The 13,914-nt window shown below is 60.9% G+C and carries 14 protein-coding genes; 9 read left to right on the forward strand and 5 right to left on the reverse strand.

Features of this window, described 5'->3' with window-relative positions; all coding sequences use genetic code 11:
• Nucleotides 1-62: 62 nt before the first annotated feature.
• On the reverse strand, nucleotides 63-731 hold the full coding sequence (gene tlpA, locus AC5I5B_RS17885) for a thiol:disulfide interchange protein TlpA (protein ID WP_087745921.1): 669 nt from the start codon (nucleotides 729-731) through the stop codon (nucleotides 63-65).
• Nucleotides 732-753: 22 nt separating this feature from the next.
• Between tlpA and argH the strand changes: the two genes are divergently transcribed.
• The 4 genes from argH (at nucleotide 754) to AC5I5B_RS17905 (ending at nucleotide 6,613) form a co-directional block, all read left to right on the forward strand.
• Nucleotides 754-2,154 carry an argininosuccinate lyase gene (argH, locus tag AC5I5B_RS17890; protein WP_087745924.1) on the forward strand — a complete coding sequence of 467 codons (1,401 nt, stop codon included), beginning with the start codon at nucleotides 754-756 and terminating at the stop codon, nucleotides 2,152-2,154.
• Between the two features lie 94 nt (nucleotides 2,155-2,248).
• Nucleotides 2,249-2,452, forward strand: coding sequence for an LPS translocon maturation chaperone LptM (lptM, locus tag AC5I5B_RS17895; protein WP_020012158.1), 204 nt, complete (start codon nucleotides 2,249-2,251; stop codon nucleotides 2,450-2,452).
• A gap of 13 nt (nucleotides 2,453-2,465) precedes the next feature.
• The gene (gene lysA, locus AC5I5B_RS17900) at nucleotides 2,466-3,734 is read left to right on the forward strand and encodes a diaminopimelate decarboxylase (RefSeq protein ID WP_111833916.1); all 1,269 of its coding nucleotides are present in this window, start codon (nucleotides 2,466-2,468) and stop codon (nucleotides 3,732-3,734) included.
• A 179-nt stretch (nucleotides 3,735-3,913) separates the two neighbouring features.
• Nucleotides 3,914-6,613, forward strand: coding sequence for a TIGR02302 family protein (locus tag AC5I5B_RS17905; protein WP_111833917.1), 2,700 nt, complete (start codon nucleotides 3,914-3,916; stop codon nucleotides 6,611-6,613).
• A gap of 264 nt (nucleotides 6,614-6,877) precedes the next feature.
• Here the strand turns inward: AC5I5B_RS17905 and AC5I5B_RS17910 are convergent, their stop codons facing one another.
• The 3 genes from AC5I5B_RS17910 to AC5I5B_RS17920 form a co-directional block, all read right to left on the reverse strand.
• Complete coding sequence (locus AC5I5B_RS17910; RefSeq protein WP_003509924.1) at nucleotides 6,878-7,237, reverse strand: response regulator; 360 nt, start codon at nucleotides 7,235-7,237, stop codon at nucleotides 6,878-6,880.
• Nucleotides 7,238-7,379: 142 nt separating this feature from the next.
• On the reverse strand, nucleotides 7,380-7,922 hold the full coding sequence (gene hpt / locus AC5I5B_RS17915) for a hypoxanthine phosphoribosyltransferase (RefSeq protein ID WP_080864771.1): 543 nt from the start codon (nucleotides 7,920-7,922) through the stop codon (nucleotides 7,380-7,382).
• Between the two features lie 68 nt (nucleotides 7,923-7,990).
• Entirely contained in the window at nucleotides 7,991-8,662 is a 672-nt protein-coding gene (locus tag AC5I5B_RS17920) for a DUF3426 domain-containing protein (protein WP_065695115.1), read from the reverse strand.
• 199 nt (nucleotides 8,663-8,861) lie between these two features.
• On the opposite strand from AC5I5B_RS17920, the gene ftsE reads away from it, so the two are divergent.
• The 4 genes from ftsE (at nucleotide 8,862) to AC5I5B_RS17940 (ending at nucleotide 12,276) form a co-directional block, all read left to right on the forward strand.
• Nucleotides 8,862-9,521, forward strand: coding sequence for a cell division ATP-binding protein FtsE (gene ftsE / locus AC5I5B_RS17925; protein ID WP_003497447.1), 660 nt, complete (start codon nucleotides 8,862-8,864; stop codon nucleotides 9,519-9,521).
• Complete coding sequence (locus AC5I5B_RS17930; RefSeq protein ID WP_003509918.1) at nucleotides 9,514-10,521, forward strand: cell division protein FtsX; 1,008 nt, start codon at nucleotides 9,514-9,516, stop codon at nucleotides 10,519-10,521. Before ftsE ends, AC5I5B_RS17930 begins: the two co-directional genes overlap by 8 nt.
• A gap of 127 nt (nucleotides 10,522-10,648) precedes the next feature.
• Nucleotides 10,649-11,365 (forward strand): YdcF family protein, encoded by a 717-nt coding sequence (locus AC5I5B_RS17935; RefSeq protein ID WP_003509916.1) that lies wholly within the window; start codon nucleotides 10,649-10,651, stop codon nucleotides 11,363-11,365.
• A 113-nt stretch (nucleotides 11,366-11,478) separates the two neighbouring features.
• Complete coding sequence (locus tag AC5I5B_RS17940) at nucleotides 11,479-12,276, forward strand: lysophospholipid acyltransferase family protein (protein WP_003509902.1); 798 nt, start codon at nucleotides 11,479-11,481, stop codon at nucleotides 12,274-12,276.
• Here the strand turns inward: AC5I5B_RS17940 and AC5I5B_RS17945 are convergent.
• Complete coding sequence (locus tag AC5I5B_RS17945; RefSeq protein ID WP_003509900.1) at nucleotides 12,249-12,800, reverse strand: gamma-glutamylcyclotransferase; 552 nt, start codon at nucleotides 12,798-12,800, stop codon at nucleotides 12,249-12,251. The genes AC5I5B_RS17940 and AC5I5B_RS17945 overlap by 28 nt on opposite strands.
• 49 nt (nucleotides 12,801-12,849) lie before the next feature.
• Here AC5I5B_RS17945 and AC5I5B_RS17950 point away from each other — a divergent pair, with 49 nt between their 5' ends.
• Nucleotides 12,850-13,851 (forward strand): DUF2125 domain-containing protein, encoded by a 1,002-nt coding sequence (locus AC5I5B_RS17950; RefSeq protein ID WP_080866936.1) that lies wholly within the window; start codon nucleotides 12,850-12,852, stop codon nucleotides 13,849-13,851.
• Nucleotides 13,852-13,914: the final 63 nt, after the last annotated feature.

The raw sequence follows: 13,914 nt of genomic DNA on the forward strand, positions 1-13,914 counted from the left end.
TCCTGGACAGGCCTGTCTTGAGGGCGGTTGCGGCTCTCAACTCATGGATCCAGCCACCGGCATCATTTTCCCGTCGCGGCGGTCACCAGCGCCTTGGCATCCTCGCTGTCCCACGCCGCCGGGCCGTTCATGGCCGCGAGCAGGCAGCCATTTTCATCCAGCAGCAGGGTGGCCGGCAGGCCAAAAGCGAGGCCTTCCTTTTTCAAAACGTTGAAGACGTCCATGGAACTGTCGCGGTAGTGTTTCAGGGCGTCGATCTTGTATTCATCCATGAAGGCTTTCGGTTTTTCATCCGCGCCGACATCGATATTGACGGCAACGACCTCAAAATTCTCGCCGCCCTTTTCCTTCTCCAGCGCGTTCAGAGCCGGCATCTCTTCCCGGCAGGGCACGCACCATGTGGCCCAGAGGTTGAGAAGGACCGCCTTGCCCTTGAGGTCGGCAAGCGTCATGTCCTTAGCCTCCGGTCCCTTGAAGGACAGCGGGATGACGCGCGGCTTGTCCGCCGCCGACATGGCCGCCACCTGCCCTTTCAGAAACGGCTTCAGCGAAGCGATGCGGTTTGCCGCACCTTCACATAAACCGCCCTCGGCCACCGCTGCCCCTTGAACCGGGCTCTCAGACCCAATATGCCTGAACCAGACCGCGCCAGCACCGGCGAGCACACCGGCCACGGCAGCAATTGCAACCAATTTGGCGGAAGGAAGCCTGAACGGCCTTTTTTCTGTCATCGAATACTCCAGGGCACTTAACATGGCTGACGGCACAGATCAGAAATCCTCCAACCAGATGTGGGGCGGACGTTTCGCTTCCGGGCCATCTGCCATCATGGAAGAGATAAATGCCTCCATCGGCTTCGACAAGAAGCTTTACGCCCAGGATATCCGCGGCTCTATGGCGCATGCCGCCATGCTGGCATCTAAAGGCATTATTTCGCCGGAAGATAAAGACAAGATCACCGATGGCCTGAACACGATCCTGTCAGAGATCGAAACCGGCAGCTTCGAGTTTTCGCGCAAGCTCGAAGATATTCATATGAACATCGAAGCGCGGCTCGCAACGCTCATCGGCACGGCAGCCGGCCGCCTGCACACCGCCCGCTCGCGCAACGACCAGGTGGCGCTCGATTTCCGCCTGTGGGTGAAGGAAGAATTGCAGAAGACCGAGGGCATGCTGACCGCGCTCATCGCCGCCTTCCTCGATCGCGCCGAAGAAAATGCCGATACGGTCATGCCCGGCTTCACCCATCTGCAGACAGCCCAGCCCGTCACCTTCGGCCATCATTGCATGGCCTATGTGGAAATGTTCGGCCGTGACCGCGCCCGCGTGCGCCACGCCATCGAGCATCTGGATGAAAGCCCGATCGGTGCTGCCGCTCTTGCCGGCACCGGCTACCCCATTGACCGCCACATGACGGCGAAGGCGCTCGGCTTCCGCGAGCCGACCCGCAACTCCATCGACACCGTCTCCGACCGCGATTTCGCGCTGGAATTCCTGTCGATCGCCTCGATCTGCGCCACGCATCTGTCGCGTCTCGCCGAAGAAATCGTTATCTGGTCGACGCCGCAATTCGGCTTCATCCGCCTGTCGGACGCTTTTTCCACCGGCTCGTCGATCATGCCGCAGAAGAAGAACCCTGACGCAGCCGAACTGGTGCGCGCCAAGACCGGCCGCATTAACGGCTCGCTGGTGGCGCTTCTGACGGTCATGAAGGGCCTGCCGCTCGCCTATTCCAAGGACATGCAGGAAGACAAGGAACAGGTTTTCGATGCTGCCGAAAGCCTGGAACTGGCGATTGCCGCCATGACCGGCATGATCCGCGATCTCGAAGTGCGCAAGGACCGCATGCGCGCGGCCGCCGGTTCGGGATATTCCACCGCCACCGATCTCGCCGACTGGCTGGTGCGCGAGGCGGGCCTGCCCTTCCGCGATGCCCACCATGTGACCGGCAATGCCGTGGCTCTGGCCGAAAAGAAGGGCTGCGATCTGGCCGATCTTTCGCTGGAAGACCTGCAGGCGATCCATCCGGCCATTACCAGCGGCGTTTTCGACGTTCTTTCGGTCGAGGCATCGGTCGCCAGCCGCACCAGTTTCGGCGGCACGGCCCCTTCGGAAGTGCGAAAGCAGATCGCCTGGTGGCGTGGACGCAACTGATAAATCTGCGTTACGCTGCGATCACAAGAAACAGGGTGCACAAGCGCCCTGTTTTTCGTTATCAGAGAGGCACATATTTCCTTTGGACAGGCTCATGCTTTCAAAAACCGCGCGCAAAATCATCGTTCCCATCGGCATGACGCTCGCCGTCAGCCTTGCTCTCAGCGCCTGCGGGCGTAAGGGCGATATCGATCCACCGAGCACGCCGGTCGAAATGCGCAACAAACGCGCCGCCGATGGAAGCGAGCCGAAGCCGGCAACGGCTGAGCGTCCGTTCATTCTCGACAAGCTCCTCTGACGGGTAAAAAGCCGTGAACCATTTTGGCTATATCGACGGCGTGTTGCACGCCGAAAACGTGCCCGTGCCTGAGATCGCCAAGGCGGTGGGCACGCCCTTCTACGTCTATTCGACCGCGACGCTGGAGCGCCACTACAAGGTGTTCTCAGGCGCTTTTGCCGATGTGGACGCCATGGTCTGTTACGCCATGAAGGCCAATTCCAATCAGGCGGTGCTGAAGACGCTGGCGAAGCTCGGCGCGGGCATCGACGTCGTCTCCGGTGGCGAATTGCGCCGCGCGCTTGCAGCCGGCGTGCCGGCAAGCCGCATCATGTTTTCCGGCGTCGGCAAGACCGTGGCGGAAATGGATTACGCGCTGGATGCCGGCATCTACTGCTTCAACATCGAATCCGAGCCGGAGCTGGAAGTCCTCAACCTGCGCGCCGTCAAGGCCGGCAAAAGGGCGCATGTCTCCTTCCGCATCAATCCTGACGTGGATGCGCGCACCCACGCCAAGATTTCCACCGGCAAGAAAGAAAACAAGTTCGGCATCTCCTATGAACGCGCCCGCGCGGTCTATGCCCATGCCGCCACCCTGCCCGGCATCGAAGTCACCGGCATCGACATGCATATCGGCAGCCAGATCACCGAATTGCAGCCTTTCGAGGATGCCTTCCGGCTGCTGCGCGAACTGGTCGAGGCGCTGCGCACCGACGGACACACGATCAGTCATGTCGACATCGGCGGCGGTCTCGGCATTCCCTACCGCGACGACAACAACCCGCCGCCGCTGCCGGATGCCTATGCACATATCGTCAAGAATGAACTGAAGAGCCTCAACTGCAAGATCATCACCGAACCTGGACGCCTGATTGTCGGCAATGCCGGCATTCTGGTGACGGAAGTGATCTATGTGAAGGATGGCGGCGAAAAGACCTTCGTGATCGTCGACGGCGCGATGAACGATCTCATCCGCCCCACGCTTTACGAAGCCTATCACGGCATTCGCCCGGTGGTGCAGCCTGCGCTGGATGCCCCTCGCATCAAGGCCGATATCGTCGGTCCCGTCTGCGAGACGGGTGACTACCTGGCGCTGGACCGCGAGATGGCCGCACCGCAGCCGGGCGATCTCATCGCCGTCAGCTCCGCCGGCGCCTATGGCGCGGTGCAGGCCGGCACGTATAATTCGCGCCTGCTGGTGCCGGAAGTGCTGGTGAAGGGTGACAAGTTCCACGTCATCCGCCCGCGCGGCACCTATGAAGAGCTGATCGCTCTCGATTCCGTACCCGTCTGGCTCGATTGATTTCGCCTGTCGCACCGCGTGACCGATCACAATCAAGCGAAGTTGCCTAAAAAATGGGGGTGAGCATCCGCTTGCCCTCGTCTTCGCCACAAAGAATGTTATCCTTGCGCCTCAGGATACAAGCAGCTCGCCGTTCCGGGAATGGCGTTTGACGTGGCCAGAACCGGGAGAACGGATTGATGACCACAACCGGAGAGGACAGGACAGGCAGAAAGCGCCCGACCGGCGCATTCGCACAGCGGCCGGACCTTGCCCGTCTGGTTGCCGCCAAGCGCTTCTTCGCGAAAATCGTGCTGCTCTGCGAGAAAATCGCACCGAAAACCCTGTGGCCGCTCTCCATCGCCGCCGTGTTTCTGGCGCTCGCCTGGTTCGGCCTTTACCGGCACATGCCGGATTTCCTACGGCTTGGCATCGTTTTTGTGCTGGTTTTCAGTTTTATCGCCACGCTTCTGCCGATCCTCAGGCTGAAATGGCCGACGGATAATGATGCGTCGCGCCTCCTCGAGGATCGGAACGGTCTCGCGCACCAGCCAGTCGGCGTGCAGGAAGACGAACCTGCCTTTGACACACCATTTTCCCGCACACTCTGGAAAGAACACCAGATTCGCATGGCGGAGCGCATCGCCGCGCTCAATGCCGGCCTGCCGAAACCCGATATCGCCCGTTATGACCGACTGGCGCTGCGCGCCATTCCGGCACTGCTTCTGGTCACTGCTTTCGGTTTTTCCTATTCCAACGGCGCGGGCACCGTTGCCGATGCTTTCCGCAGCCGGCCGGTCGTCGGTCCGCTCAATCCGGATATTCGTCTCGATGCCTGGGTCACGCCGCCCGCTTATACCGGCCGCGCACCGATTTTCCTGACCGGGCGTGACGCAACCAACCGCGACGCGGTTTCCGTGCCGCAATCCTCCAAGCTGACGATCCGCATGACCGGCGGCGATGGCGGCGAGGAGGTGACCTTCGAACCGGAAATGGCAGGCGCATTGCAGAAGCTTGCACCGGAAGCGGCGCGCGCCGACAGTGCAAGCGGCGAGGTCGCCGTTCAGGCGCCGGTGCGTTCGGCGGATCAGCCCGTCGCGCCGCGCACCTTCGCTATGGATGTCACCGAAAGCGGCATGATTACCGCCAATGGCGAGCAATGGGTCTTCAACGTCATTCCCGACCAGCCGCCCAGCATCGCCTTCGACAACATGCCGCGCCGGGCCGTCAACGGCGCGCTGGAAGTGGGCTTCACGGCCAAAGACGATTACGGCCTGAAGGAAGCCCATGCGATCATCGAGCCGCTTGGCGTAGCGGAAGGCGCAACCGCACTTTACCCGGCGCCGGAATTCAAGCTCGATCTGCCGCGGCAGAACAATCGCGAAATCAAGGGCCTGACCAGCCGCAACCTGACCGAACATCCGATGGCGGGCAAGCGCGTGCGCATCACGCTGGTGGCGACCGACGGCGCCGGCCAGACCGGCCGCAGCCCCGCGCATGAAATGGTGCTGCCGGGCCGTAACTTCTCCGAACCGCTGGCGGCCTCCATCGCCGAACAGCGGCAGATTTTCTCACTGGACACGCGCCAGATGCCGAAGGCCATCGCCTATAACGAGGCGGTGGGCCTGCGCCCGGAAGAGACCATTCCCAACACCACGCATTATCTCCTGCTGCAATCGGCGCAGACCCGCATGCGGCTCGCCTATAATGAGGAGATGCTGAAGGATACAGCGGATTACCTCTGGGAAATTGCGCTCGGCATCGAGGATGGCGACCTTTCGCAGGCAGAAAAACGCCTGCGCGATGCGCAGACCGCGCTTTCGGAAGCGTTGCAGCGCAATGCCTCCGACGAGGAGGTCGCCAAGCTGATGCAGGAACTGCGGGAAGCGATGCAACAATTCATGAACGAGCTTGCGCAGCGCATGCAGAACGCGCCGCAAGCCAACATGAACCAGCAGGCGCAGAACGTGCTGCGCCAGCGCGATCTGGAAAACATGATGAACCAGATCGAGAACCTCGCCCGCTCCGGCAACCGCGACGCGGCGCAGGAAATGCTTTCGCAGCTGCAGCGCATGATGAACAATCTGCAGGCAGGCAGGCCGCAGCGTCAGGGCCAGCAGGGGCAGCAGCAGAGCAGCAAGATGCGCCAGCAGATCGACAAGCTGGGCGAAATCCTGCAGCAGCAGCAGAAGCTGATGGACGAGACCTTCAAGCTCGATCAGGCGCTGCGCGACCGCATGCAGCGCGGCGACCCGCAGCAGGGCGGCGAAAGCGAAGACGAGCAGCAGATGGGCGAAAACGGCCAGCCGCCGCAACAGGGACAGCAGGGCCAACAGGGCGAAAATGGCCAGCAGGGTGGGCAGCAACAGTCTGACCAGATGACTGCGGAGCAATTGCGCGAAGCACTGAAAAACCTGCGGGCGCAGCAGGATGCACTCGGAAAGCAGCTCGGAGAATTGCAGCAGGGTCTTCGTGATCTCGGCATGGAACCGGGCGAAAACTTCGGCAAGGCGCAGCAGGAAATGCAGGGCGCCGGTGAAGCGCTGGGCAAGGGCCAGGGCGAACAGGCCGTCGAAGGCCAGGGCAATGCGCTGAACGCTCTGCGACAGGGCGCGCAGGACATGATGGGCCAGATCATGCAGGCCATGCGCCAGCAGGGTCAGCAGCCCGGGCAAGGTCAGGAAGGCATGGCCGGACAGGGTGGCCAGAACGGTCGCGACCCGCTCGGCCGTCCGCGCAGCACCACCGGCCCGGATTTCGGCGATCAGGTGAAGGTGCCTGACGAGATCGACGTGCAGCGTGCCCGCGAAATTCTCGAGGCTATCCGTGAAAAGCTCGGCAACAACCCGCCGGGGGAAATCGAGCGGCGTTATCTGGAGCGGTTGCTGGATATCAAGTGAGGCGCATGCCCGGTTTACTCCGTGCGCTCCAGTACAGCCAGTTTTAAAGGGTAAAGTTTCTCGGTCATGCCGGACTTGATCCGGCATCCAGCAGACGCGCGTCTGCGCGGCGAGACGACTCTTTTCAGCCCAAGTCCTTGGGCTGGCTGGATCCCGGCTCAAGGCCGGGATGACGGAAGTGGAAGCGGAAAGACCATCGGGTAAGTCTGGTCAACAAAAAAGGCGGCCCGACGGCCGCCCTTTTTAAATTTCTATGACCTTCGCTCAGGCCGCGAGCGCACGGGCGACAGCCTTGCGGATATCGGGAAGCGCGAAGGGTTTGGAAACCACATCGACAATCTTTTCGGCCAGATCGTCGGCGCGTTCGCGCTGTTCGGCATAACCGGTCATCAACAAAATGCGCATGGCCGGGAAGCTTTCGGCGGCGCGGTGCGCCAGCTCGATGCCATCCATGACCGGCATGCGGATATCCGAAAGAAGAAGATCGAAACTGGTTTCCTGGAGCTTCTCCAGCCCCTGCTCGCCGTCTGCCGCCTCATGGGTCTCGTGACCGTCGAGACGCAGGGCGCGGGCGACAAAAGCCCGCAATGCATCCTCATCTTCGGTAATCAGAATCTTCGCCATCAATCATTGCTCCTGGGCATCATTTCCAGCCGTGAGCAACATCGCAGGCTCCTCTTTTCAAGAGGTAAACACCCAGGCTTTGGCTGGGTGAATGGTTAATGAGGCGTCTCCGCCCTGTGCCGTTCCGGCACGGGAGAAGTAGTCAGGCGTCGCCGGTCACGACGCCGACGAAAGGCAGTTCGCGGAAGGCATAGGCCACGTCCATGCCGTAACCCACGACGAAATAATCTGGACATTCGAAACCGACATAGTCGGCCTCCAGATCTTCCTTGCGCTTCACCTTCTTGTCGAGCAGCACGGCGATGGTGACGTGGCGCGCGCCGCGCTCATAGAGCAGTTCCTTGGCGAAACGCAGCGTGCGGCCGGATTCGAGAATATCGTCGATCAGGAGCACATCACGGTCTTTCACGTCGCTGTCGATATCCTTGACGATCTTCACGCCCTGCGAAACCGTGCCGGTGCCGTAGCTCGACAGCGTGATGAATTCGACTTCGGGCGCAAGGCCGCTGTCATGCAGCGCGCGGATAAGATCGGCCGCGAAAATGAACGATCCCTTGAGCACGGCAATGACCAGCAAATCCTTGGTCGGGCCGCTGGCAATGTGCTTGGCCATGTCGCGATTGCGCTCGGCGATCTGCTCGGCGGTATAAAGCGGCTCGATATTTTTTCCACGGACGACGGGCATTCTTACTCCTGTGCTGCGCCTTGCCGATTTTACCTTTCAGTAAAAATAGAAGACAGGCGTTAGCACAGTCAGCGTTCGGACGCACCCGCCTCGACGAAGGAAAGCTTGATCTCTGGCGTTTTTCCACCGGGATGGCGCAGTTTTGCCGAAAAACCGTGGCTGAAACCGGGCTGCATCTCTTTCACCGGCGGCTCGATGACCATGCTGGCCACCAGCTGCCCCTTGGCGGCGAAGAGATCGGCGCGAAGGGCCGGCACCTCTTCCAGATTGCCGCCATTGTTTTCCACGATGCCGTTGATGAGCAGAATATCCATGCCGCCCGCTTCCTGCGGGGTCACGGTAACATGGGAAATGGCGAGCGGGCTGACCGGGGCCGCGGCGGCCGTCTTTTCCGGTACTACGACCGAGAGACCACCCGAGCATACGAAGACAAAAATAGCGAGGCCGGCCACCAGTGCCGAATAGGCATCCGCCGAAAGGCGCGACAATCTGCGATCCACCCAGCCGATGAAGGCGAGGCCCAGCATGGGGAGGGTAATGGGCGGCTTTACCGCCTGCCGGCGCGCTGCGCCACGATTGTCATTTCCGGGCTGGCGCGCACGGTTTTCCTTGATGGTGACAAATTCAGCGTCTACCACGTCGCGGTCGGGATTTGCCGCCCGCGCCGAACGACGCACCGGCGTTTCCGGCATCAGGAGGTCAAAATCGAATGCCGCTTGCCGGCGAGATGAACGGAACATAGCCATAGAATTCCCCGGTCAGGTTTTCCGGCCCGCAAAACTGGGCATTGCAACGAATCCTGCCAAGTTTTAAATTTAATTGGTTAATGCTTCGCAAAAACGGCTCGCACGGGTCACCGGATCCGGGTTAACCCCCGACACCGAACCCAACGCGCCAGCGGCTTGCGAACCACCACGAAACGAAGAGACTGGAAGTCCGTTGATCCATTTCGAAAATGTCGGGTTGCGTTACGGCATGGGACCCGAGATCCTGAGGGATATGACCTTCGACATTCCCAAGGGGTCATTCCAGTTTCTGACCGGCCCGTCGGGCGCAGGCAAGACGACGCTTCTGCGCCTGCTTTTGATGTCGCTGCAGCCGACGCGCGGCAATATCCGCATGTTCAACCGCGACGTGTCGCGCATTCCGCGCAGCGAACTGCCCATGCTGCGCCGCCGTGTCGGCATCGTGTTTCAGGATTTCCGGCTGCTGGATCATCTGACGACCTATGAGAATGTCGCCCTGCCGCTGCGTGTGCGCGGCAAGGAAGAGAGCGCCTATCGCAACGACGTGATCGAGCTTCTGAAATGGGTCGGGCTCGGCGAGCGCATCAATGTGCTGCCGGCCATTCTTTCCGGCGGGGAAAAGCAGCGCGCCGCCATTGCCCGCGCGCTGATGGACCAGCCGGAAATATTGCTGGCCGACGAACCGACCGGCAACGTCGATCCGCCCATGGCCAAACGCCTGCTCAACCTCTTCCTGGAGCTCAACCGGCTGGGCACGGCCGTCGTCATCGCCACCCATGATTTTGGCCTGATGGACCAGATCGATGCGCGCCGGATGATCCTCACCGAAGGGCGGCTCGATATCTATGAATGAGATCAACCGCAAACAGCTGAAACCGGAAGCCGCGCAGCCGAAGCGCCCGCCCATGCGCATCCGCCCCATGGCGCCCATCCTGCCGCCCTCCAACATTCAGGGCAATGCGCTGATGGTGGTGATCGCCATCATGGCCTTCCTTGCCTGTCTGACGCTCGGCGCGGTCTCCATGGTGCGCGCCACCGCCGCCACCTGGCAGAGCCAGATTTCCCGCGAGATTACCATTCAGATCAAGCCCGAGGACGGGCTGGACATGAATGCGGCACTGAACAAGGCGCGTAATCTGGCGCTCACCTTTGTCGGCACGCGGGATGGCACGATCCTCGACGATGCAGCGACATCGCGCCTGCTGGAACCATGGCTCGGCAGCGGTCTCGACCTTTCCGAACTTCCCATTCCGCGTCTCGTCGTCATCACCATCGATGAAAGCAATCCGCCCGATTTCCAGGCCATGCGGGATATGCTGAAAGCGGAAATCCCGCAGGCTTTTCTCGATGATCACCGCACCTGGGTCGACAGGCTGGTCTCCATGGCCAGAACTACAGTCATGATCGGCGTCGGCGTCCTCATCCTCGTTTTCACGGCCATGGTGCTGACGGTGGTGTTCGCCACGCGCGGCGCGCTTTCCGGCAACCGGCATATTGTCGAGGTGCTGCATTTCGTCGGTGCCGAAAGCAGCTTCGTGGCGCGCGAATTCCAGAAGCACTTCCTGAAGATCAGCCTCAAGGGGGCAGCGGCAGGCAGCGCACTGGCAGCCGCCGTGTTCCTGGTCGCCGGCTTCTGGCAATCGAGCACGGTCGCCACACCGCAAAGCGATCAGGCAAGCGCGCTTTTTGGCTCGTTTTCGGTCGGACTCGGCGGTTATCTCGGCATCGCCATGACGATGATCATCATCGCGCTTCTCACCACCATCACGGCGCGCATGACCGTTATCCGCACCATCGATGATATTGACCGCGTCCGCTCCGATCCATCGAAAAGTGACGGCCTCGCGTCGTGAGGATACCACCGGACTCCTGCGGTAAAACTGAAACGTCACAGGCCGGATGTAACCTGCAGACGGTGGACAAAAATGCCTGTCCCTTGCCTTAATCGGCGAGTATTCAGGAGGAATGTTTGTGAGTCGGATGGACCAGGATCAGACGACGGCGCGGCCGGCCAGAAAGGGCCTGTTGTCGCGGCGTGGTCCTTTGCGCCGTTTTATTCGCGGCTTCATCCTGCTCTGCGTCGTTCTTCTTGGTGTTTTTTCAGGCGGCTTCCTGTGGTTTGCCGATTCCGTCGCCTCCATGCGCCCGCCGGAAGGGGCGAGAGGCGACGCCATCATTGTGCTCACCGGCGGCTATCAGCGTATCGAACAGGCGGTCGGCCTGCTCAGGGACGGCGTGGGCAAGCGGCTTTTGATATCAGGCGTCAACCCCGCCACCACCCGCTCGCAGATTCGCAAGATGACTCAAGGGTCATCCGACATGTTCTCCTGCTGTGTGGATATGGGCTACAAGGCCATCGACACGATCGGCAACGCCAATGAGGCGGCAAGCTGGATACGTGACCACAACTATTCCTCCATCGTCGTCGTCACCAACAATTATCATATGCATCGCAGCCTGCATGAATTGCGCAGCGCCAGCCCGCAGACGGAATTCATCGCCTATCCCGTCATCAGCGCCGATCTCGCCCGCACCAACTGGTTCGTGGAGCCGGATGTGGTGAGAACCATGCTCTACGAATATCTGAAGTTCGTGGCTGCGGCCGGGCGCGACCTCACCGGCTTCGGCAAGGGCGACGGGCTGCGCAAGGCAGCCGCCGACCACTCCACCCCGAAGGTGGCGACCGCTTCGCCCTGACCCGCGAGAACACCCTTGCTGCGGCCCCTTGTTTTCGTGTAGGCGTCTGGCATCGGCATCCGGCATCGAGGCGCTCAAAGTTTCGGAACGGCTGCATCCCGGGAAGGCTGTTGATGCTCAAGCTGCGCTCTTTTCTTTTCAATACGCTGTTTTATCTCAACCTGATTGTCCGCATGATCGTGCTGACGCCGATCTATTTCATCCTGCCCCGCAAGATCGCATTCGAAATTCCCAAGAATTGGGCGCGGTCCAACCATTGGCTGATGAAAACCATCGTCGGCACCACCTTCGAGATCGAGGGGCTGGAGAACATTCCCGAGACCGGCTGCATCTTTGCGCCGAAGCACCAGTCCTTCTGGGATACCTATGCGCTGCTACCCAATCTGCCGGACCCCGTTTACATTCTGAAGCGGGAGTTGATGTGGATTCCGCTGTTCGGCTGGTATGTGATGAAACAGCGCATGATACCGGTCAACCGCGCCGCACGCGGCAAGGTGATGCTGAAGGTCATGGAGCGGGCGAAAGAGGAAATGGCCGCCGGCCGCGAACTCATCATCTATCCCGAAGGCACGCGCCGCCCGCCGGGCGCCGAGCCTGAATACCGTTACGGTATCGCCCGGCTTTACCGCGATCTGCAGGTGCCGGTCATTCCCGTTGCCATGCATCCCGGCCTGTTCTGGCCGCGCCGTTCCACGATGCGCTATCCCGGCCATTTCAAGGTGCGTATCCTGCCGGCCATCGAGCCGGGGCTGGACCCCGATGTGTTCTTCAAGCGTCTGATCGATGTGACGGAAAAGGCGAGCGACGAATTGCTGCTGGAAACCGTGCGCAACAATCCCCACCTGCCGCTGCCGCCGACTGCCGTAAAGCGGATCGCTGAACTTCAGGGCAAGGAAACCACGGCCGGCTGAGCGGCGAGCGTGCCGACATTTTTGGCAATGCTTTCCAGCAGTGAGTCGCGAATGCCCATCTCCTGCAGATGCTGCACGGTGTTGAAGACATAATCCGTATTCGGCCCGGACCGGCCCGTTGCCGCCGCGACGATGGTCGCCGATTCGGCAACGCCGAGACCGCCGATATATTGCTCATGCGCGGGGTCGGCCACATAGGTCACGGCGCTGCCGCGCCTGCCATCTGACAGTGCGATGGAAACCATCCGCTCCTTGTAGACATTGGTCACCAGTTCGCGCTCGCGCAGATAGACCATCACGGGGTCGCGGTCTTGTCCGCGCACGCGGAAGGCGACGCCGAGGCAGGAGCCGCCGCGCTCCAGACCGAGAACGAGACCGGGCTTTTCTTCCGTACCTCTATAGAAGTTGGAACTGATGCAGAGCGAGCGCCGATAACCGTGCAGCCGCGCCTGCTGCCTCTCCTCGAAGGCAAAGCCGGGGTTCCACATCAACGAACCGTAGCCAAAGACCCAAAAATCGTCCATATCCCAAGCCAAATCAAAATTCCCTGAAGTCTGTTCATCGGAGATCAATATGGCAGCGTCAAGCCAATCCGGCACGACCAAAAAATTCCTCTGGCTCGCCATCGCCATTGTGGTGGTCATCGGACTTTACACTGCCGGATGGTTTTATGCCGCCGACAGGCTGAAACAGACGGTGCTGAACGTCATTTCTCCTTCGCAGGCCCGCAGCGTCAGCGGGGAATGCGGCGATATCGCCTTCAAGGGTTATCCCTTCCGCATCGGCCTCTTCTGCTCGAAGGTGACGGTGGATGACAGCCAGAACGGCGTTTCCGCTTCCTTCGGCGAACTTCGCTCGGCGGCGCAGGTCTATAATCCCGGCCATATCGTCTGGGAACTCGATTCGCCCGCGGAAATCCGTTCCGCCCACGGCCTGACGATTTCGGCTGCCTGGAAGAACATGCAGTCCAGCATCGTCACCAAACTGAAGGGCATTGACCGCAGCTCGCTCGTCATCGACGGACTGAAGGCGCAGGCGGTTTCCTCGGTCACCGGCCAGACCATCGATTTTGATGCCGTCAAGACGGAAATGCATCTGCGCCAGAACGGGGCCGATCTCGACGGCGCAATCACGCTCACCGATTCGGCGACCGTCATCAAGGACTGGCCGCAGGTTCTTCCCCGCCTCGATGCCATCGTTGATGTCACGCTCGCGGGCAAGGCAGGCATGGTGGATGGCAGCGACAAGTCGGGTCTCTATGGCGCAAGCGGCGAGCTTCGCCGCCTGGTGGCCGATATTGGCGAGGGCCGCACCATGCGCATCAGCGGCCCCTTCTCTTTCGACAATGAGGGCTATCTCTCCGGCCAGTTCAAGCTTGAGATCGAAAAGCTCGGCTCATGGTCTGATAATGCCAAGCAGGCCTTTCCGCAGCTGCAATCCACCATCGATACGGCCCGCAAGCTGCTCGGCGCGCTCGCCGGAGGTGGTGACCGGGCGTCCGTCGATCTCGTGGTGGACCGCGGCCGCGCCACGGTCAGCGGCTTTATCCCGCTTGGAAAGATTCCGCCGATCTGAGGGATTGATTTATACTCGACGTCATCCTCGGGCTTGACCCGAGGATCCATGCGCGTCGGATCG

This window comes from Agrobacterium sp., assembly GCF_059499945.1.